Origin of the sequence: Variovorax sp. OV084, from assembly GCF_900111625.1 — a bacterium.
GTDB lineage: Bacteria > Pseudomonadota > Gammaproteobacteria > Burkholderiales > Burkholderiaceae_C > Variovorax.
The window spans coordinates 463,024-482,520 of record NZ_FOII01000003.1 but is presented as its reverse complement, the minus strand read 5'-3'; the positions used below and the strand labels follow the sequence as shown (position 1 = coordinate 482,520).

Here is a 19,497-nt window from a genome sequence, read left to right as displayed (position 1 = left end):
GGGGACATTCGCGGAGGGGAGTACCCGGTGTCATTCGCACTAGCCCTGAACAAACCCCGGAACACTGAAATGACCGACTTCCTCAATGACGAGAGCCTGATCGCCCCACCCCGCACGGTGCGCATCGACTTCGACGACGGTTCGTTCGCATTGCGCTCGCCGATGGCGCTGAAGCCTTACGCACGCTGCATCGGCGAATGGCTGGAACGCTGGGCCGCGGAAACGCCCGACGCACTGGCCTTCGCCGAGCGCGACGAAACAGGCGAAGGCTGGCGCAAGCTCGACTACCGTGCGCTGCGCCAAACAGTCGGCTCCGTGGCGCAAGGCCTGCTCGACCTGAACCTGCCGGCAGACCAGCCGGTCGTGATCCTCTCGGACAACGCCATAGACCACGCCGTGCTGATGCTCGCGACCATGCACATCGGCCGCACCGCGTGTTCGCTCTCAAGCGCCTATTCGCGCATGGCCAAGGACCCTTCGCGGCTGCACGGCATGCTGCAGGCGCTGAAGCCCGCGTTGATCTATGCATCCGACGCCAAGATATACGGCGCATCGCTCGCGGGCTGTGGCGTGGAAGCGGTCACGGTGTTCAGCCGCAACGCCGATGCGCATCCCGGTGCGATCGGGTTTGAACGATTGCTCGCAGCGAAGGAAACACCCGCCGTCATGCAGGCCTTCGCCGACGTGCTGCCCGATACGCACGCCAAGTACCTGCTGACCTCCGGCTCCACCGGCAAGCCCAAGGTGGTCATCAACACGCACCGCATGCTTTGCGCCAACCAGCAGATGATGGCGCAGACCTGGCGCTTCCTCGCGCAGGAAAAGCCGGTGCTGGTCGACTGGCTGCCCTGGAGCCACACCTTCGGTGCGAACCACAATCTGCACATGGTGCTGTGCCACGGCGGCGCGCTCTACATCGACGAGGGCCGGCCCGCGCCGGGGCTGATCGAGAAGACGGTGCGCAACCTGCGCGAGGTGAAGCCCACGCTGCTGTTCAACGTGCCGCGCGGCTTCGACATGCTGCTGCCCTTTCTCGAAGCCGACGACGCGCTGGCCGCCGAAGTGTTCTCGCGGCTAAGGCTTGCCTTCTATGCGGCGGCGGCGCTGGCGCCCTCCACCTGGCAGCGGCTCGAAGCGGTGGCAAAGCGCGTGCGGCCCACGCGGCCGCTGTGGCTCACCACCTCGTGGGGCGCGACAGAGACCTCGCCCGCCATCACCTCCGCGCACTGGAAGCTCGACGGTGCCGGCTGCATCGGCGCGCCGCTGCCGGGGCTGGAGCTGAAGTTCGTGCCCAACGGCGAGAAGCTGGAGATGCGCGTCAAGGGCGTCTCGGTGTTCCCCGGCTACCGCGATGCGCCGCGCGAAACGGCGCAGGCTTTCGACGAAGAGGGCTACTACCGCATCGGCGACGCCGGCTTTCTCGCGAACCCGGCGCAGCCCGCGCATGGCGTGATCTTCAACGGCCGCGTGGCGGAAGACTTCAAGCTCTCGACCGGCACCTGGGTGTCGGTGGGCACGCTGCGCGTGAAACTGGTGTCGATGCTCGCGCCGCATGCGCAGGACGTGGTGCTCACCGGCCACGACCGCGACGAGATCGGCATGCTGGTGTTTGCGAGCCCGCAAGGCGCGGTGCTGCCGCCGGAGGCCATGGGTGAGCGCATCGCCGGCGTGCTGCGTTCGCTGCGCGACGAAGGCGCGGGTTCCTCGCAATGCCCGGCCTGTGCACTGGTGCTGGCCGAGCCGCCGAGCCTCGATGCGGGCGAGATCACCGACAAGGGCTACATCAACCAGCGCGCGGTGCTCACGCGACGCGCGGCGGACGTGGCACGCCTGCACGCCCTTGCCGATGACGACCCGCAGGTGGTGCGGCTGCGCGTCTGATCAAGAAGATCACGAAGGCTGCTCGAACAGCGCCAGCAGTGTGTTCTTCAGCCACTGGTGCAGCGCGGAGGTCTCGTGCCGCTGGTGCCAGAACAGTTCGATGACGCGTGCCGGCGCCTCCAGCGGTACGGGCATGCGGCGCAGGCCGGCCAGGCGCGCAGGCTCGAACTTCTCGGACCACGGCAGCACCGCGATCAGGTCGGAGCGGCGCACCACTTCGTACGCAGCTCCGTAGTGGTTCACCGTCGCGACCAGGTTGCGCTGCAGCCCTCGACTGTGCAGGAACAGGTCGTAGGTCGGCGTAGTCTTGCCGACAAGGCTCACGTCCACATGGCGCGCCGCGAGGAATTTCTTCAGCGGAATCCTGTCGGCGCGCGCCAGCGGATGCCCGGTGCGCATGACGCAGACGAAATCGGGTGACCACAGCGCCCTCGACTTGAGAAACGCCGGCCGCTGCACTTCCTCGTTGTAGACGCTGATCGCGAAGTCCGCCTTGTTGTCGGCCAGCACCTTGTCGAAATCCACCAGTGTGTTGGGAATCGCGTGAATCAACATCGACGGCGCCGCCTTGCTGAGCTTGCTGGCGAGCCGCGGCACCACGATGCCCGAGACGTAATCAGACATCGCGATGCTGAGGCTGGCGGTGCTGCGCAGCGCATCGAAGCGCTCCAGGTCGAGCGTGCCGCGAATCGCATGCAGCGATTGCGACAGCGGCTCCCACAGGTCGATGGCCCGCCGCGTCGGGTTGACGCCAGCCCCGCTGCGCACGAACAGCGCGTCGTCGAAGGTCTCGCGCAGCCGGCGCAGCGCATTGCTGACCGCGGGCTGCGTCAGCGACAGCTTGCTGGCGGCACGCGTGACGTTGCCCTCGGTCATGAGGGCCTCGAACACCTTCAGGAGGTTGAGATCGGCGGAGCGGTAGTTCATCGTGCGGCCTGACCATTCACTGAATCAATAAACACAATCACACGTATAAATTTGTCGTGATATCCCCGCGATCCTACGATCTGCCGCTTCTCTGCACCACCGAAGTCGAGGGATTCACATGACCATGCTGTCGGCCCGCATCGAGCGCCTGCCGTTCTCCGGTTTCCATCGGCGCCTGCTCCTCATGGGAGGACTGGGCTACACCTTCGACGCGATGGACGCCGCGGTGATCGCCTTCGTGCTGCCGGTGCTGCGCACCGAATGGGGGCTCAGCAGCGTGCAGATCGGTGTGCTGGCCAGCGCGAACTTCATCGGCTTTTTCTTCGGCGCCCTCGCGTCCGGCACCTGCGGCGACCTGTTCGGGCGGCGCGTGGTGATGATGTCGGCACTGGCGATCTACTGCGTGGCGTCGCTCTTCAGCGGCATGGTCGACAGCTGGACGGTGTTTCTCGGGCTGCGCATCGTGGCCGGCTTCGGCGCCGGCGCCGAGAGCGCGATCATCGCGCCCTACCTGTCGGAGTTCGTGGCGCGCCGCTACCGGGGCACCTTCACCGGCGCGCTGGCGGGCTTCTTCTCGTTCGGCTTCGTGGCGGCGGCGCTGCTGGGCTACTTCATCGTGCCGGCGCATCCGCAGGGCTGGCGCATCGTCATCTTCATCACCGCGATGCCGGTGGTGCTGCTGCTGTGGTGGCGGCGCGCGCTGCCCGAATCGCCGCGCTGGCTGGAAAGCCAGGGGCGGCAGGCCGAGGCCGGGACCATCGTGGACGCGATGGAGTCCGAGACCGTGCAGCGCGGCCTTGCGCTGCCGGCGCTCAACGCAGAGGACGTGGCCGCGCCGCCGCCCAGCAACAGCCGCGGCAGCCTGCTGAAGAACTACGCCACGCTGGTCTCCAGCAAGCTCATCCGCATCAGCACCATGACCTGGCTGATGTGGCTGGCGATCACCTTCAGCTACTACTCGTTCTTCACCTGGATTCCGAGCCTGCTGATCCAGAACGGCATGACGATCACCAAGAGCTTCGGCTACTCGCTGGTGATCTACCTCGCGCAGATTCCGGGCTACTTCTCAGCCGCGTGGCTCAACGAGAAGATCGGCCGGCAGGCCACCATCGTGAGCTACATGCTGCTGGGCGGGCTCTCGGCGCTGGGGCTGGCCTTCACGCACAGCGACGGGCAGATCATGGCGGCGGGCGTGCTGCTGTCCTTCTTCATGAACGGCACCTATGCGGGCGTCTATGCCTACACGCCGGAGGTTTTTCCGACACAGGTACGTGCGACGGGCTCCGGCCTGGCGTCGGCCATCGGGCGCATCGGCGGCATCACGGCGCCGATCCTGGTGGGCTTCATCTATCCGGCGCTGGGCTTCGCGGGGGTGTTCGGCATGACGACGGCAGTGCTGCTGCTGGGCGCGGCGGCCGTCACCTTCATGGGCATCCCGACGCGCGGCCGTTCGCTGGAAGACATTGCGGCCGCCGAACTTTCCTGACTCAGGGCATCCATGCAACCCAAGCTTCTCGATGAATCGCTGTCGGCCGTCGCGCGCGCGCATGCCGACACGCAACAACCCCAGGCCACCTTCGACGCGCTCGAGAAGGCGGTGGCCGCGACCATCGGCCACCGGCTCTTCACCATCCTGGTGCACCACCGCGAGGCGCGCGAGTCGGAACGCATCTACACCAACATGCGCGAGGCCTACCCGGTGGGCGGGCGCAAGCCGATCACCGATTCCCCGTGGATGCAGCAGGTGATGCAGCGCGGCCTGCCCTACATCGGCCGCAACGCCGACGACCTGCGCGACGTGTTCTACGACCACGAACTCATCGTGTCGCTGGGTTGCCACAGCGTGCTGAACATTCCGCTGCGCTGGCGCGGCGAGACACTGGGCACGCTCAACATGCTGCACGAGGAAAACTGGTACGACACCGGGCACGTCGAGCCCGCGCGCGTGTTCGCGCAGCTGGCGCTGCCCGCCGTGATGGCACAACAGACCAAGGAGTCCATGGCATGACGAACACCGTGCTTTTCAAGAACGCCAACCTGCTCGACCCGCAGCGCCCCGAGCTGCTGGAAAACCACCACATCCTGGTCGAAGGCGGCGTGGTCCGCGAGGTTTCCGACAAGCCTATTCACAGCCCCTCGGCCCGCACGATCGACGTGAAGGGCAAGACCGTGATGCCCGGCCTCATCGACCTGCACGTGCACGTGATCGCGGTGGAGCTCAATCTCTCGCGGCAGGTGCACATGCCCAACGTGCTCATCACGCTGCGCAGCGTGCCCATGCTGCGCGGCATGCTGCGCCGTGGCTTCACCACGGTGCGCGACGCGGGCGGTGCGGGCTTCGCGTTCAAGCAGGCGGTGGAATCGGGGCTGGCGCAGGGTCCTCGCCTGTTCGTCTCCGGCCGCGCACTGAGCCAGACCGGCGGGCACGGCGACATGCGCGCGCGCTCCGACTACCTGATAAGCAACGACGGGGCGTGCGCCACCTGCGTGCGCGTCGGTGCGCTGGCGCGCGTGGTCGACGGCGTGGACGCGGTGCGCCGTGCCGTCCGCGAGGAGCTGCAGATGGGCGCGGACCAGATCAAGATCATGGCCTCCGGCGGCGTGGCCTCCCCGACCGACCCGGTGGGCGCCTTCGGCTACAGCGAGGACGAGATCCGCGCCATCGTCGAAGAGGCCCGCGGGCGCGGCACCTATGTGATGGCACACGCCTACACCGCCGAGGCCATCGCGCGGGCCGTGCGCTGCGGCGTGCGCACCATCGAGCACGGCAACCTTGTCGATGCGCCCACGGCCGAACTCATGGCGCAGCTCGGCGCGTATGTGGTGCCAACGCTGGTCACCTACGACGCATTGGCCAACGAGGGCGAGAGCTTCGGGCTGCCGAAGGAAAGCGTGGCCAAGGTGGCCAGCGTGCGCGAGGCCGGCCTGCGCTCGCTGGAGATCTACAAGGCAGCGGGCGTGAAGATGGGCTACGGCTCCGACCTGCTGGGCGAATCGCAGCGCCTGCAGAGCGACGAGTTCCGCCTGCGCGCTGAAGTGCTGTCACCCGCCGAGGCCATTGCCAGCGCAACGACGGTCGCGGCCGAGGTGCTGGGCATGAGCGACCGCCTGGGCCGGCTGGTGCCCGGCGCGCTGGCCGACCTGCTGGTGGTGGACGGCAATCCGCTGCGCGACGTCGGCTGCCTGCTGGGCCAGGGCGAGCGCATCCCACTGGTCATGAAGGAAGGCGTGGTGCAGTTCGACGAGCTGGGCACCGTCCACTGAAGGGCTACGGCAGCGCCAGCCACTTGCGCCAGAGGACCAGCGCCTTGTCCTGGTAGCGACGGGTGGCGGCGAGCAGCGCGGCGCGCGGTTCGGGCGACATGAGTTCGGCCGGCAGCAGCGGATCGCGGATGAGGTGCGCGATCACGGCACGCCCCAGCAGCAGCGACTCGCGCGTGGCCACTTCGAGCCGCTGGGTGCGCAGCCGCCTCTCGCTGCGTTCCAGGCCCGCCTGCAGGCGGCTGCAATCGGCCGTCAGCGCGCGCACATTCCAAAGCTTGCGTGCGGCGGCCTGCGCGGCATCGTCCAGATCGGCCAGCCGGAACACCAGGGCGGTACGCGACAGGCCCAGGGCCGCCAGCTGCACGCGCTCGCCTTCCAACCCACCCGCGAGATTGTCGGGCCGGATGTTCAGCCCCGGCCGGAGCGCCGCAAAGCCGCGCAGCGACAGCGCAAGAGCGTGATGGCGCCACGCTGTCTTGTCGGCGCGCGGCACGCCGGCGTCGTGCACGGCGAGCCAGTCGCCGTGCCATGCGACGGCCTGCGCCTGCTTGTGCCGCCAGTCGTCGACCGCGCGCGACAGTGCCGGGCCCTTGCGGTTGAGTGCGTAGCTGCCTCGCTCGCCGCGCGCGATCTTGCCCTCGGCCGCGAGCCGCGTCAGGCCCACGCGCAGCGTCGATTCACCGATGCCCATGAGCTCGCCCGCGCGGCACAGCGCCTGCGAACTCAGCGTGCCGCCGTCAGCCACCAGCAGGTCGAGAATCAGCTCCGGCGCGCTGGGGATGGCGACCGGCACATTACATACTTTGTCCATAATTGCGAAACAGAGAAATATTTCCTACGATGCAACCGAGCGACCGCTAATGTAATTTAGCCCGAAAGGATGCACGCATGGCCATGCAGTACGTGGCGTACGACGTGGACCGCACGGTCTGCACCATCACGCTGAACCGCCCGGAAAAGCGCAATGCGGTCGATGGCGTGGTGGCCGCCGAACTGCGCGAGGCTTTCGAGCGCTTCGAGGCCGACGACGCGCTGCGCGTCGCGGTGCTGGCCGGCGCGGGCGGCAACTTCTGCGCGGGCGCCGACCTCTCGGCCGTAGGTGACCCGGCCCGACGCAACGAGCTCGATACCGAAGGCGGTGGCAGCGGCCCGATGGGGCCGACGCGCATGGCGCTGTCGAAGCCGTTGATCGCGGCGGTGAACGGCTATGCGGTGGCGGGTGGCCTCGAGCTCGCGCTGCTGGCCGACCTGCGCGTGGCCGACGACGACGCGGTGTTCGGCGTGTTCTGCCGCCGCTGGGGCGTGCCGCTGATCGACGGCGGCACGGTGCGGCTGCCGCGCATCGTGGGCATGGGGCGCGCGCTCGACATGATTCTTTCGGGCCGTCCGGTGGGCGCGCCCGAGGCGCTGGCGATGGGTTTGATCAACCGCGTGACGCCGCCCGGCGGTGCGCTGGCCGCCGCGCAGGAGCTGGCTCACCAGCTCTCTGCATTCCCGCAGCAATGCATGCTGGCCGACCGCCGCTCCGCCTACGCGCAGTGGGACATGCCGCTGGCCGAGGCGCTGCGCCGCGAGGGTGCGCAGGGCGTGCCGATGGTTTTCGCCGAAGGCGAAGCCGGCGCGGCGCGCTTCGCCGGTGGCGCCGGTCGCCACGGGGAGTTCAAGCGCTGAAGAAGCGCAGCGTGCTACGCAGCGCCTTGGCGAAGCGCGGGTCGGCCATGGCGCCCACGTTGAAGCGCGACCAGCGCGACACCTGCGTCGAATCGACGCTGAAGATGCGCCCCGGCGCCATCACGATCTTGCGTGGCAGCAGCTCCTTCGCAAAGGCCAGTGAGTCGGCCACGCCGGGCAGCGCGGCCCACACGTAGAGCGACTGCGGGGTTCGCGCGAACACCTCTGCGTCGACCGAGTCGAACAGCTTGATCGCGTTGCGCGTGGCTTCGCCGAGCCGCGCCTGCAGGCGATTGAGGTGCCGCTGGTAGTGGCCCTCGCTCAGGATGACGTCGACCGTGCGCTCGCAATACTCCGAACTGCTCACGTGGATCAGTGCCTTCAGGTCCGCGAGGTCGCTCGCCAGGTCGGCGCCGCAGGCGATGAAGCCCACGCGCAGCGCTGCGGAGAACGACTTGGAGAAGCTGCCGATGTAGATCGTGCGTTCCAGCTGGTCGAGCGCGGCCAGGCGCGGCAGCGAGGTGGGCTTGAAGTCGGCCAGCGGATCGTTCTCGACGATCAGCAGGTCGTGCTTCTGCGCGAGCTGCAGCACGCGGAAGGCCTTGGCGGGCGAGATGTCGGAGCCCGTGGGGTTGTGCGCGATCGACTGCGTGAAGAACAGGCGCGGGCGCTCGGCAACGAGCAGGCGCTCCAGCGCCTCGAGGTCGGGCCCGTCGGCCAGACGCGGCACGCCCAGCACCTGCGCGCCCGCGAGCTTGAGCTTGCCGAAGAGGGGGTAGTAGCCAGGGTCGTCCACCAGCACCTTGCCGCCGGGAGGCACGAAGTAGCGGATGACGATGTCCATCGCCTCGTTGGCGCCGTGCGTCAGCACGATCTGCCGCGGCTCGGCGCCGATGCCGAAGTCGGCCAGCTTGCGCACGAGATGGTCGCGCAGCGGCGCATAGCCGAAGCGGCTGCCGTAGCGGAACAGCGCGCCGAGCCCCGTGCGGACCACCTTCGGGTGGTACTTGTCGAGCCGAACGTCGGCCAGCCATTCGACCGGTGGAAAGCCATCGCCCACCGCAATGGCGTCGGGCTGGGTCTTGAGCTGCTCGCGCATGAGCCACACGATGTCCATGGCGCGACCGAGACTGCCGGCGTCTTCTTCCACCGGCTTGACCACCTGCTGCGGCAGCACGAAGTAGCCCGAACCGCGGCGCGGCTCGACCAACCCGCGCGACACCAGGAGCTCGAAGGCGGCCACGACGGTGTTCTTGGCGTAGCGATGAAGCTGCGCAAGCTCGCGCAGAGAAGGAAGCTTGTCGCCGGCCTTGTAGGCGCCGCTGGCGATCTGGCGCGCAAGAGTCTCTGCGAGCGAATCGGCAATCGTGGTCATGGGCGCCGACTGTGACACAGCGGCCCGCTTTCGCGCACCACTGTCCGCACTGTCCCGCCAAACTGTGCCTTCCACCGGCGGTACAGCCGACCTAAATTGCCTGCTCCCAAATTCATCTTCCGAAGAGACAAGCAACGATGGTCGCCGATTCCCGCATTCCCAACTTCCGCGCACTCACGCCCGCGCAGCGCCTGGCCCACATCGCGCAGGCCGCATCGCTCTCCGGGGATGAAGTGGCACTGCTTTCCCAGCCCGGCGCCCTCCGCGTAGACCGCGCCAACGGCATGGTCGAGAACGTGATCGGCACCTTCGAGCTGCCGCTGGGCGTGGCCGGCAACTTCACCGTCAACGGGCGCGACTACCTCGTGCCCATGGCGGTGGAGGAGCCCTCGGTGGTGGCCGCCGCCTCCTTCATGGCCAAGCTGGCGCGCGAGGGCGGCGGTTTCGAGGCTTCGAGCACCGGCCCGCTGATGCGCGCACAGGTGCAGGTGATCGGCATCACTGACCCGTACGGCGCGCGACTGGCGCTGCTGCGCGCGCGCGACGAAATCCTTGCCGTGGCGAACAGCCGCGACAAGGTGCTGATCGGCCTGGGCGGCGGCTGCCGCGACATCGAGGTGCATGTGTTCGGCGACACGCCGCGCGGCGCGATGGTGGTGATGCACCTGATCGTCGACGTGCGCGACGCGATGGGCGCGAACACGGTCAACACCATGGCTGAGGCGGTTTCGCCGCTGGTCGAGAAGCTCACGGGCGGCACGGTGCGGCTGCGCATCCTGTCGAACCTGGCCGACCTGCGGCTGGCGCGCGCACGCGTGCGGCTGGCACCCTCGGTGCTGGCCACGCGCGAGCGCAGCGGCGAAGAGGTGGTCGAGGGCGTGATCGACGCATACACCTTCGCGGCCATCGACCCCTACCGCGCGGCGACGCACAACAAGGGAATCATGAACGGCGTCGATCCCGTGATCGTCGCGACCGGCAACGACTGGCGCGCAGTGGAAGCCGGCGCGCATGCCTATGCCTGCCGCAGCGGGCGCTACACCTCGCTGACCACCTGGGAGAAGGACACCGCGGGAGCGCTGGTCGGCACCATCGAGATGCCGATGCCGGTGGGCCTGGTCGGCGGTGCAACCAAGACACACCCGCTCGCACGGCTCGCGCTGAAGATTCTCGACGTGAAGTCGGCACAGGAGCTGGGCGAAGTCGCGGTGGCCGTGGGCCTCGCGCAGAACCTCGGCGCGCTGCGCGCGCTCGCCACCGAAGGCATCCAGCGCGGCCACATGGCGCTGCATGCCCGCAACATCGCGCTGGTCGCGGGCGCCACCGGAGACGAGGTCGACAGCATCGCGAAGCAGATGGCGGCCGAGCACGACGTGCGCACCGACCGCGCGGTCGCACTGCTCGAAGCGCTGCGCAAGAAGTAAGCAGACGAGCACCGCGGCGGCCACGCAAGACGGCCGTCAGATAACCACAGACGGAGACATCGAAAAATGAGTGCAGACAGTACAACGCCCGCCCGCTGGCGGCTGGTGGAGATATGGGGCGACACGGCCGACCTGGGCCACCTCGCGTGGTCGATCGTCATCGGCATCGCGGTGAGCCTCACGGGCTACCTCGTGGCCAGCCGCGTGCTCATGAGCACTGTCGGCACGCCCGAGCTGGCACGGGCCTACGCCATGCTCGCCGGCCTGGGCGGCTGCGTGGTGTCGGGCCTGATCTGCGCAAAGCTCTTCACGCCGAAGCGCGAAGTCGTCGAAGGAGCAGCGGCCGATCCGCGCTGGCGCGAAGAGGTGCTGGCCGAACTGGCCGGCGAGCAAGGCGACCTCGGCTCGGTGGACGAACTGCCGCCTGCCGTGGTGCGCGAGATGAAGGAACTCGAAATCCACGACCTGTTCGCGTCGTACAAGCCCCGCGCTCGCCGTACCGAAGGAGCCGCGCCATGATCGATGCCGCACTCCTGAACCAGATCCTCGTGGCCACCGGCATGGGCCTGGTCGGCGCCGTCGTGTTCGCGGCCATCGGCCTGGTCTCGGGTACCGACGAGACCACCACGCTCGCGCCGCTCACCCAGCTGGTGGTGCTGCTCGGCGTGCCGCCCGAAGGCGTGTTCACCTTCTTCCTGGCGGCGGCCGTGGCCAAGCACATGACGCATGCGGTGCCCACCGCGCTGCTGGGCATTCCGGGCGACACCATGGCCACGCCGCTGCTGCAGGATGCGAACGTGCTGCGCAACCTCGGCGTGCCGCACATCGCGCTGCGCAAGATGGTGTCGGGCGCGATCATCGCGGCCTTCATCGCGGTGCCGCTGGCCGTGCTGTTCGCGGTGCTGCTGGCGCCCTACGGCGCGGCCATCACCAAGGCGGCCCCGTGGATCTTCGTGGTGGCGGCCGTGGCCATCGCGTACTTCTCCAGCGGGCGCTGGGCCTCGGTGGCCACGCTGGTGCCGTTCGTGATGGTGATCGTGGCGCTGCAGGCGCTCACCGGCAAGTACGGCGTGAAGCTCGGCATCAGCTACTTCCTGGGCATCGCCATCGGGCCGCTGGTGGCCGACCTGTTCTCGGTGATCTCGCCGGCGGCGCGCGCACGCATGAAGCGCGACAAGGTCCGCACCTTCTCGCTCGCGCCCGACGTGAAGGGCTGGTCGGGCTACTTCCCGAATCCGTTCAAGGTGCTGGACCGCACGCAGGTGAAGTGGACCTTCGCGACGGCCGCGATCTCCAGCGCCACCTTCGTGTTCAGCCCGGTCGCGATGACCGTGGTGCTGGGCGAACTGGTGGGCTCGCGCATCAAGCATGCGTACCACCGGCTCACCACCACTCTGGCCGCGCGCAACGGCGTGACCGAGGCCACCTACATCGCCGAGGCGCTGATCCCGCTGATCGCCATCGGCCTGCCGCTGAGCCCTGTGGCGGCCGGCCCGGCCGCGCCGCTGTTCAACGCGCCGCCGGTGTTCACCATCGATGCGGCCACCGGCCAGACGCACAACCTGCACAACCTGCTGAACCACTGGGAGTTCCTGGGCTACGGCATGCTGGCGGTGGTGCTCGCTGCCCTGGTGGCCTATCCGTTCACGATGAACTTCGCGCGCCGCGCGGCGCTGTTCGTGTCGCGCAAGGTGAGCCACGAGGCGATCATCGCGACCTTCGTCGGGCTGATCGTGGTCATCAGCGTATGGGAAGGCCAGCTGCTCGGGCTGCTGGTGATCCTGACGATGGGGCTGCTGGGCGGGCTGCTGTCGCGCGCGATCGGGTTCAACACCGGCGTGCAGTTCATGGGGTACTACACGGCGGTGCTGACGGTGCCGGCGGCGATCAAGGCGTTTGCCTAGGGCCGGTGCGCGGCCTGGGCGCCGGCTTGGGCTTGGGCTTCGGCTTGCTCCCGCCGAACATCTTCTCCACCTGCTGCCCCACGCGCGCCCCGATGGCCGTGCCCACGCCCGGCAGCACCGCGCTGCCGATGGCCGCGCCGGTGAGCGCGGCGCCGGTCAGCGAGAGCTCGGGGTCGCTCGCGGTGCCGCCGATCTTCAGCGGCACGCCGATCACGCCGTCGACAAGGTCCACCGCGATCTCGCCGTCGAGCTTGCGGTTGAAGAGCTTCAGGTTGCCGCTTGCCGTGAGCACGCCCGAGCGGGCCTTGAGGTTGGTGTACTGGATCACCACGCCGTCTTCCGTGCCCTGGGTGTCGACTGTGCCGGTGAGCTCGTCCAGCTGCGTCGTGCCCCCGCGGCTGACGCCTGCAGTGGCGACGGCCTTGGCCACGTCCAGCTTGGTGAGCGTGGCGGGCTGCACCGAGAAGGTGGTGCGGGTGTGCAGGCTGCGGATCAGCGCGCCCAGTTCCTCGGAGCTCCCGGCCTCGGCCACGAGCGTGGTGTTGCCCGAGAACTTGCCAGCCACCGAGGTGCGGCGGTCGAAGGCCTGCACCAGGCTCTCGATGTCGATCTGGCGCGGCTCCAGTTCGGCGGAAAACTGCAGCTTGCCGTCGGGCAGTGTCTCCAAGCGGGAGACGCCGTTCCAGGTGCCTCCGCCCGCGTCGATGCGGGTGCGCCAGCGGTCCTGTCCGGCCTGGCGGTCCAGGCGCAGGCGCACGGGTGGCGTGACACTGGCGCGCTCGAGCCGGGCCTGGCGCGGGCGCCAGCCGGGGTCGAAGCGGACGTCGCCGTCGTAGGCCAGCGAGATGTCGCGCCGGTCGATCCAGACCACGTCGCGCCAGCGCAGCAGTTCCACGGGCACGGGTGCGAGCGTCCATGGCGCGGGCAGCGCGACGACGTTGCCGCTGCCCTCCTGCGGCTTGGGCCCCTTGCCGCGGAACGCCCGCACCGAGGCGCGCGGCAGCACCAGGCTTTCGATTTCGATCTCGTCCACGGCAATGACGCGCTGCAGCAGCGGCGCAAGCTGCAGCCGCAGGGTGGCTCGGCGCAGGGTGATGGGGCGCGGCTGGTCGGTGGCGATGTCGGACAGCACCAGCACGGGCACCGGCAGCAGCGACCAGTGGGCGCCGCCCACCTTCAGGGCAACGCCGAAGCGCTTCTCGAAGCCCTCGGCGATCTTCGCGGCCACCTCGTCGTCGGTGGGCAGGCGCGCGCTCACCACCCACACCAGCGCGCCCGCGCCCAGCAGCAGTGCGACGGCAATGCCAATGAGCCAGCGGCGGACGGGGTGCTTCATCGATTCAAGGTAACACGCAAAGGCGACTCGGTTTGTCAGTCGCCATCGCTATAGTTTTGGCCACTGTTACAGGCACAAAGAAAGAAGCACGCCATGCGTATCTGGAAAAAAGAAATCTCCGTCGAGGCGCTGACACGCAACCACGTGGGCACCGTCGTATCGGCACTGGGCATGGAATTCCTGGAGGTGGGCGACGACTTCATCCGCGCCCGCTGTCCGGTGGACGAACGCACCCGCCAGCCCTACGGCATCCTGCACGGCGGCGTGTCGGTGGTGCTGGCCGAGACGCTGGGCTCCTGCGGCGCCCACTACTCGGCCCCCGAAGGCGACCGCGCCGTGGGCCTGGACATCAACGCCAACCACATCCGCTCCGTCACCAGCGGCTGGGTGATCGGCACGGCGCGGCCGGTGCACCGCGGACGCACCACGCAGGTCTGGCAGATCGACCTGACGAACGAGGCGGGCGAGCTGACCTGCGTGTCGCGCATCACGATGGCGGTGCTGCAGCCGCGCTGACCGGCGGGAGCGCCTGCCGCTCCTTCCTTCTTCTCCTGCGGGTGTGGTGTTCAGCGCGGGGTTCATCGACCACAATCACGCCCCACCAACAACCAACAAGAGGAGACAAGAAATGTTCAACTGGACTGAACGGCCCGCGTCCTCGCTGGCCAACGGCGCGGTCATCGCGCCTGACGAGCGGCTGCCCTGGCTGCAGACCGGCGCCATGGGCGTGCAGCACGTGATCGCGATGTTCGGCGCCACGGTGCTGGCGCCGATCCTGATGGGGTTCAGCCCCAACATCGCGATCCTGATGAGCGGCATCGGCACGCTGATCTTCTATTTCGTCACCGGCGGCAAGGTGCCCAGCTACCTGGGCTCGAGCTTCGCCTTCATCGGCGTGGTGATCGCGGCCAGCGGCTATGCGGGCAAGGGGCCAAACGCCAACATCGCGGTGGCTCTGGGGGGCATCGTGGCCTGCGGGGTGGTGTACATCCTGATCGGGGCCATCGTGCAGGCCGTCGGCACGGGGTGGATCGAGCGCTTCATGCCGCCGGTGGTCACGGGCGCGGTGGTGGCGGTGATCGGCCTCAACCTGGCGAGCGTACCGATCAAGAACATGGCGGCCAGCAACTTCGACTCGTGGATGCAGGCCGTGACCTTCCTCTGCGTGGGCCTGGTGGCGGTGTTCGCGCGCGGCATGCTGCAGCGCCTGCTGATCCTGGTGGGGCTGATCCTGGCCACCGTGGTCTATGCGGTGCTGACCAACGTCATGGGCATGGGCAAGCCGGTCGATCTGAGCGGCATTGCCAACGCGGCGTGGTTCGGCCTGCCGACCTTCACGACGCCGGTGTTCACGGCCAACGCGATGCTGCTGATCGCGCCCGTGGCGATCATCCTTGTGGCGGAAAACCTCGGCCACCTGAAGGCGGTGACGGCCATGACGGGCCGCAACCTCGACCCGTACATGGGCCGCGCCTTCATCGGCGACGGCATTGCCACGGTGGTGAGCGGCGCCGCAGGCGGCACGGGCGTGACCACTTACGCCGAGAACATCGGCGTGATGGCGGCCACGCGCATCTACTCGACGGCGGTGTTCGTGGTGGCGGCCGTCATCGCGCTGGTGCTGGGCTTCAGCCCCAAGTTCGGCGCGCTGATCCAGGCGATTCCGCTGCCGGTGATGGGCGGGGTGAGCATCGTGGTGTTCGGCCTGATCGCCATTGCCGGTGCCAAGATCTGGGTCGACAACAAGGTCGACTTCTCGCAGAACAAGAACCTGATCGTGGCGGCCATCACGCTGATCATCGGCACGGGCGACTTCACGCTGAAGTTCGGCGACTTCGCTCTCGGCGGCATCGGTACCGCGACCTTCGGCGCGATCATTCTTTACGCCCTGCTGGGCCGTTCGAAGAACTGAAGCGAAGCCCCCGGAAAAGTGCAACCTCATGAAAGAAGTGTTCTCCGAGGGGCCTGTTGCGGGGGCAGGTCACCGGGGTTTGGCCCGCGCCCGTTAGACTCCAACGCTTTTCGCACCGACGTTTTCCAATGGCCGATGTCTCCGCCGCGCGCACCAAGGCGGTTTTCGAATTCAAGAGCGCCACGCTGCCGCTGATCGCAGTGATCCTCAAGACGTCCGACCTGGACGTGCTGGCCGAGGCACTCGACGCCCAGCTGGCGGATTCGCCCGACTTCTTCGAGCAGGAGCCGGTGGTGATCGACCTCTCGCTGCTGCAGGAAGCACAGGGCGAGGGTGGCGAAACCGTCGGCGACATCGACTTTGCCGCCCTGCGCAGCCTGCTGGCGCGCCACCAGACCCAACCCATCGCGGTGCGCGGCGGCAATGCCGGGCAGAACGCCGCGGCCCGGGCTGCCGGCCTTTCGGTGGCGGCCATGCCTGCAGCCCCCGCACCCCGCGCCCCGGCGCCACCGGCCGAGGCCCCCACCTCGGAGGCCCCGCAGATCGTGCGCGAGGTGCCGGTGCCGGCCAACGGCACGCTCTTGATCGACAAGCCGCTGCGCTCGGGCCAGCAGGTGTACGCCCGGGGCGGCGACGTGGTGGTGACGGCGGTGGTGAGCTTCGGCGCCGAGGTCATCGCAGACGGCAACGTGCATGTGTACGCACCGCTGCGCGGCAAGGCCATTGCCGGCGCACGGGGCAACACCGAGGCGCGGATCTTCTCGACCTGCATGGAAGCGCAGCTGGTGGCCATTGCGGGCATCTACCGGACCAACGAGGTGCCGCTGCCCGACACGGTGCTGGGCAAGTCGGCCCAGGTGCGGCTGGACGGCAAGAAAATTGCGATCGACGCTATTCCATGACCCGGATCACCGGCTCACGGAACGCGGCGACCCTGACAAGCAACAACTGAATCGAAACAAGAAGGAATGGCCATGGCCAAAATTGTGGTGGTGACTTCGGGCAAGGGCGGCGTCGGCAAGACGACGACGAGCGCCAGCTTCGCGTCGGGCCTCGCGCTCGCGGGCAAGAAGACGGCGGTGATCGACTTCGACGTGGGCCTGCGCAACCTCGACCTGATCATGGGCTGCGAACGCCGCGTGGTGTACGACCTGATCAACGTCATCCAGGGCGAAGCCAACCTGAGCCAGGCACTCATCAAGGACAAGCAGTGCGACAACCTGTTCGTGCTGGCCGCATCGCAGACGCGCGACAAGGAAGCGCTCACGCAGGAAGGCGTGGAGAAGGTGCTGACCGACCTCGCCGCGATGGACTTCGAATACATCGTCTGCGACTCGCCCGCGGGTATCGAGACCGGCGCCATGATGGCCATGCACTTCGCCGACGAGGCGCTGGTGGTGACCAACCCCGAGGTTTCTTCGGTGCGCGACTCGGACCGCATCCTGGGCATGCTCAGCAGCAAGACCAAGCGCGCCAAGGACGGCAGCGAGCCCATCAAGGAGCACCTGCTCATCACCCGCTACAACCCGAACCGGGTGGCGGGCGGGCAGATGCTGTCGCTCGAAGACATCCAGGACATCCTGCGCATCAAGCTGATCGGCGTGATCCCCGAGTCGGAAAGCGTGCTGCACGCTTCCAACCAGGGCGTGCCCGCGATCCACGACAAGGAAACCGACGTGGCGCAGGCCTACAGCGACGTGGTGGCGCGCTTTCTCGGCGAAGACAAGCCGATGCGCTTCGTCGACGCCGAGAAGCCGGGCTTCTTCAAGCGGATTTTCGGAGGCAAGTAGTCCATGTCCTTTCTCTCGTTCCTGCTGGGCGAAAAGAAGAAGACTGCCAGCGTCGCGAAGGAGCGGCTGCAGATCATCCTCGCGCACGAGCGGTCCAGCCTCAGCGGCAAGAAGCGGCCCGACTATCTGCCCGAACTCCAGCGCGAGCTGGTGGCGGTGATTTCCAAGTACGTGTCCATCAACGCGGAAGACATCAAGGTGCACCTGGAGACCCAGGACAACCTCGAAGTGCTCGACATCAAGATCGAGCTGCCCGACCCGACTCCTGCGCCGGCGCGCTGAGCGGAAAGAAGCGAAAGCGCACGGACGGGTCCTGCAGGACCCGTTCTGCCAATGCGCGTTCCCACGCGAGGTAGTCGGCCCAGGCCGCATCGCGGCGCGGACCGAACACGCGCATCACCGAGCCCCAGTCGTCGTCGAAGGGGGTCAGCAGCTGGGCCGCCACGAAAGCGGTCGCGAGCGGCCTGCCGGAAGCCTTCCAGCCCTGTGTTCCGCCCTGGAGCCAGGTGAACACCGCCCCCGAACCTGGCCAGCGCTGGTGCGCATCGCGCGCCACGCGGGCGGCGGCCGTGCCGTCGGGCGAAGTGAAGACCAGCGTGCGACCAGCCACGGCGTGCGAAGCCAGTGGCGCCAGCGAGGCCGGCAGCATGTAGAGCGCGCCCGGCAGGTGGCCGCGCTCGTAGCCGAGGCTGGGGCCGACGTCGATCACCGTGACGGCGCCGTTCCTGCGCAGCTGGGCCAGCGCGTCGGGGGCGAGAGGCGAAGGGGCATCGTTCACTGTCGCTGCGGTGGCAGGCGGTGCCTGGTCCGGCGCCAGCTCGCCTTCGTAGACGTAGATCTCGGCCTGGTTGAGCTGCGTGAGCCAGAAGCTGGTGATGGCGGCGCGCAGCCGATGCGCCGGATCGTCGAGCAGCACGATGCGCGCGCCACGCGTGCCGACGAGGTTCTCGAAATGCATCAGCAGCTGGCCACCCGGTACCTGCTGCACGCCTGTGCCCACGAAGGCCGGGTCGGCGGTAGGCCGCACGTCAAAGACGTAGAGGGTGCGGTCGTTGTCGTCGCGCCAGCGGGCGAGCTGTGCGGCGTCGGCCACGGGCAAGGCGAAGCGTTCGAGCAGGTCGTCGGCGATGCGGCGCAGCACTTCGGGGGATTCGGGCGGCAGTTCGTCGCTGGGGGCTGCGTTCTGCACGGTCGGTGCGCCCTGCAGGCCCCAGGCCATGACGCCGTCCTCGACGAACACTGCATCGGGCGCGCGGCCCAGCAGCCGCAGCGTGGTCGCGCCGACGATGCCGCGTGTGCGGCTGAAGCAGTTGATGGCCCAGAGATGGTCGTCGGCCCCGTGCGGCTCGAAGCGGCGCAGCGCCAGCTCGGTGCCTGCGTGATTGCGCGCGCCGGGCAGCGAGAGAAATTCGAACTCGGCGCGCGGCCGCGCATCGACCAGCGTGGTCGGCCGGCCTTCGCGCTGGCGTGCGCGCAGCGCCTCGATGGGCAGTGCCGGCGTGCCGTAGTGCAGCCGTGCGCGGTCGCCGAAGGCCTTGACCAGCGTGCCGTAGCCGTCGATGGCGGGCAGGCCTTCGGTCACCCAGCGCTGCAGGCCGCCGTCGAGCGTGCGCACGTCGGTGTAGCCCAGGCGCGCGAGCACGGCTGTGGCCGCCTGTGCAACGCCGTCGGGCGCGTTGTAGTCGTCGTAGAGCACGACGGGCGTGGAGCGGCGCGGCACCAGCGTGCCGACCTGCAGCTCGAGCCCGCTGAAGGGTGCGTTGCGCGCGAGGTTGGGGTGGCGCTGGACGAACCACCGGGTTTCGCGCACGTCGAGCAGCGCCAGCTCGGCTGCGGGCTCTTGCAGCAGCAGAGCCTGCAGGTCTGCGGGGGTGACGGTTTTTGCCCTGGTCGGATTCATGTGTACTTGCTTTCGGGGCGCGTGCGCATGACACCGGGTACTCCCCTCCGCGAATGTCCCCCGCCGTCGGCGTGATCGCACCCTGAACAACGGCAAAGACAGCAAGCGTAGAC

Annotated in this window: 18 protein-coding genes; 13 read left to right on the top strand and 5 right to left on the bottom strand. The window is 68.3% G+C overall.

Annotation, left to right across the window (positions count from 1 at the left end; all coding sequences use genetic code 11):
- Nucleotides 1-69 precede the first annotated feature (69 nt).
- Entirely contained in the window at nucleotides 70-1,881 is a 1,812-nt protein-coding gene (locus tag BMW87_RS12340; protein WP_093076534.1) for a feruloyl-CoA synthase, read from the top strand.
- A gap of 9 nt (nucleotides 1,882-1,890) precedes the next feature.
- On the opposite strand, the gene BMW87_RS12335 is transcribed toward BMW87_RS12340, so the two are convergent.
- Nucleotides 1,891-2,808 (bottom strand): LysR family transcriptional regulator, encoded by a 918-nt coding sequence (locus BMW87_RS12335; protein WP_093057074.1) that lies wholly within the window; start codon nucleotides 2,806-2,808, stop codon nucleotides 1,891-1,893.
- A 118-nt stretch (nucleotides 2,809-2,926) separates the two neighbouring features.
- On the opposite strand from BMW87_RS12335, the gene BMW87_RS12330 reads away from it, so the two are divergent.
- The 3 genes from BMW87_RS12330 to BMW87_RS12320 are packed head-to-tail and all read left to right on the top strand — an operon-like array spanning nucleotide 2,927 to nucleotide 6,072.
- A complete protein-coding gene (locus BMW87_RS12330) occupies nucleotides 2,927-4,294 on the top strand; it encodes an MFS transporter (RefSeq protein WP_093076532.1) in 1,368 nt (455 codons plus the stop codon).
- Nucleotides 4,295-4,306: 12 nt separating this feature from the next.
- Nucleotides 4,307-4,816 carry a GAF domain-containing protein gene (locus tag BMW87_RS12325; protein WP_093076531.1) on the top strand — a complete coding sequence of 170 codons (510 nt, stop codon included), beginning with the start codon at nucleotides 4,307-4,309 and terminating at the stop codon, nucleotides 4,814-4,816.
- Nucleotides 4,813-6,072 (top strand): metal-dependent hydrolase family protein, encoded by a 1,260-nt coding sequence (locus BMW87_RS12320; protein ID WP_093076529.1) that lies wholly within the window; start codon nucleotides 4,813-4,815, stop codon nucleotides 6,070-6,072. Before BMW87_RS12325 ends, BMW87_RS12320 begins: the two co-directional genes overlap by 4 nt.
- A gap of 4 nt (nucleotides 6,073-6,076) precedes the next feature.
- On the opposite strand, the gene BMW87_RS12315 is transcribed toward BMW87_RS12320, so the two are convergent.
- Nucleotides 6,077-6,883 (bottom strand): PaaX family transcriptional regulator, encoded by an 807-nt coding sequence (locus tag BMW87_RS12315; RefSeq protein ID WP_093076528.1) that lies wholly within the window; start codon nucleotides 6,881-6,883, stop codon nucleotides 6,077-6,079.
- 77 nt (nucleotides 6,884-6,960) lie between these two features.
- Between BMW87_RS12315 and BMW87_RS12310 the strand changes: the two genes are divergently transcribed.
- Nucleotides 6,961-7,743, top strand: coding sequence for a crotonase/enoyl-CoA hydratase family protein (locus tag BMW87_RS12310; RefSeq protein WP_093076526.1), 783 nt, complete (start codon nucleotides 6,961-6,963; stop codon nucleotides 7,741-7,743).
- Here the strand turns inward: BMW87_RS12310 and BMW87_RS12305 are convergent.
- Nucleotides 7,733-9,118, bottom strand: coding sequence for an aminotransferase-like domain-containing protein (locus tag BMW87_RS12305; protein WP_093076525.1), 1,386 nt, complete (start codon nucleotides 9,116-9,118; stop codon nucleotides 7,733-7,735). The genes BMW87_RS12310 and BMW87_RS12305 overlap by 11 nt on opposite strands.
- Nucleotides 9,119-9,255: 137 nt before the next feature.
- On the opposite strand from BMW87_RS12305, the gene BMW87_RS12300 reads away from it, so the two are divergent.
- The 3 genes from BMW87_RS12300 to BMW87_RS12290 all read left to right on the top strand — a co-directional run bounded on the left by BMW87_RS12300 (nucleotide 9,256) and on the right by BMW87_RS12290 (nucleotide 12,446).
- Nucleotides 9,256-10,542, top strand: a complete 1,287-nt coding sequence (locus BMW87_RS12300) for a hydroxymethylglutaryl-CoA reductase, degradative (protein ID WP_093076523.1) — start codon at nucleotides 9,256-9,258, stop codon at nucleotides 10,540-10,542.
- 66 nt (nucleotides 10,543-10,608) lie between these two features.
- Nucleotides 10,609-11,061, top strand: a complete 453-nt coding sequence (locus tag BMW87_RS12295; RefSeq protein ID WP_093076522.1) for a hypothetical protein — start codon at nucleotides 10,609-10,611, stop codon at nucleotides 11,059-11,061.
- Nucleotides 11,058-12,446 (top strand): tripartite tricarboxylate transporter permease, encoded by a 1,389-nt coding sequence (locus BMW87_RS12290; protein ID WP_093076520.1) that lies wholly within the window; start codon nucleotides 11,058-11,060, stop codon nucleotides 12,444-12,446. Before BMW87_RS12295 ends, BMW87_RS12290 begins: the two co-directional genes overlap by 4 nt.
- Here BMW87_RS12290 and BMW87_RS12285 read toward each other — a convergent pair.
- Nucleotides 12,430-13,782, bottom strand: a complete 1,353-nt coding sequence (locus tag BMW87_RS12285; RefSeq protein ID WP_093057084.1) for an AsmA family protein — start codon at nucleotides 13,780-13,782, stop codon at nucleotides 12,430-12,432. The genes BMW87_RS12290 and BMW87_RS12285 overlap by 17 nt on opposite strands.
- 93 nt (nucleotides 13,783-13,875) lie before the next feature.
- Between BMW87_RS12285 and BMW87_RS12280 the strand changes: the two genes are divergently transcribed.
- The 5 genes from BMW87_RS12280 (at nucleotide 13,876) to minE (ending at nucleotide 17,766) form a co-directional block, all read left to right on the top strand.
- A complete protein-coding gene (locus BMW87_RS12280) occupies nucleotides 13,876-14,298 on the top strand; it encodes a hotdog fold thioesterase (RefSeq protein ID WP_093057085.1) in 423 nt (140 codons plus the stop codon).
- Nucleotides 14,299-14,410: 112 nt separating this feature from the next.
- A complete protein-coding gene (locus BMW87_RS12275) occupies nucleotides 14,411-15,694 on the top strand; it encodes a solute carrier family 23 protein (protein WP_093057086.1) in 1,284 nt (427 codons plus the stop codon).
- A 128-nt stretch (nucleotides 15,695-15,822) separates the two neighbouring features.
- Nucleotides 15,823-16,596, top strand: coding sequence for a septum site-determining protein MinC (gene minC, locus BMW87_RS12270; RefSeq protein WP_093076519.1), 774 nt, complete (start codon nucleotides 15,823-15,825; stop codon nucleotides 16,594-16,596).
- Between the two features lie 72 nt (nucleotides 16,597-16,668).
- A complete protein-coding gene (minD, locus tag BMW87_RS12265; RefSeq protein WP_093057168.1) occupies nucleotides 16,669-17,484 on the top strand; it encodes a septum site-determining protein MinD in 816 nt (271 codons plus the stop codon).
- A gap of 3 nt (nucleotides 17,485-17,487) precedes the next feature.
- Nucleotides 17,488-17,766: a cell division topological specificity factor MinE gene (minE, locus tag BMW87_RS12260; protein ID WP_093057088.1), complete on the top strand. Its 279-nt coding sequence runs from the start codon at nucleotides 17,488-17,490 to the stop codon at nucleotides 17,764-17,766.
- Here minE and BMW87_RS12255 read toward each other — a convergent pair.
- Entirely contained in the window at nucleotides 17,723-19,384 is a 1,662-nt protein-coding gene (locus BMW87_RS12255; RefSeq protein ID WP_093076517.1) for a rhodanese-like domain-containing protein, read from the bottom strand. The genes minE and BMW87_RS12255 overlap by 44 nt on opposite strands.
- Between the last annotated feature and the right edge of the window lie 113 nt (nucleotides 19,385-19,497).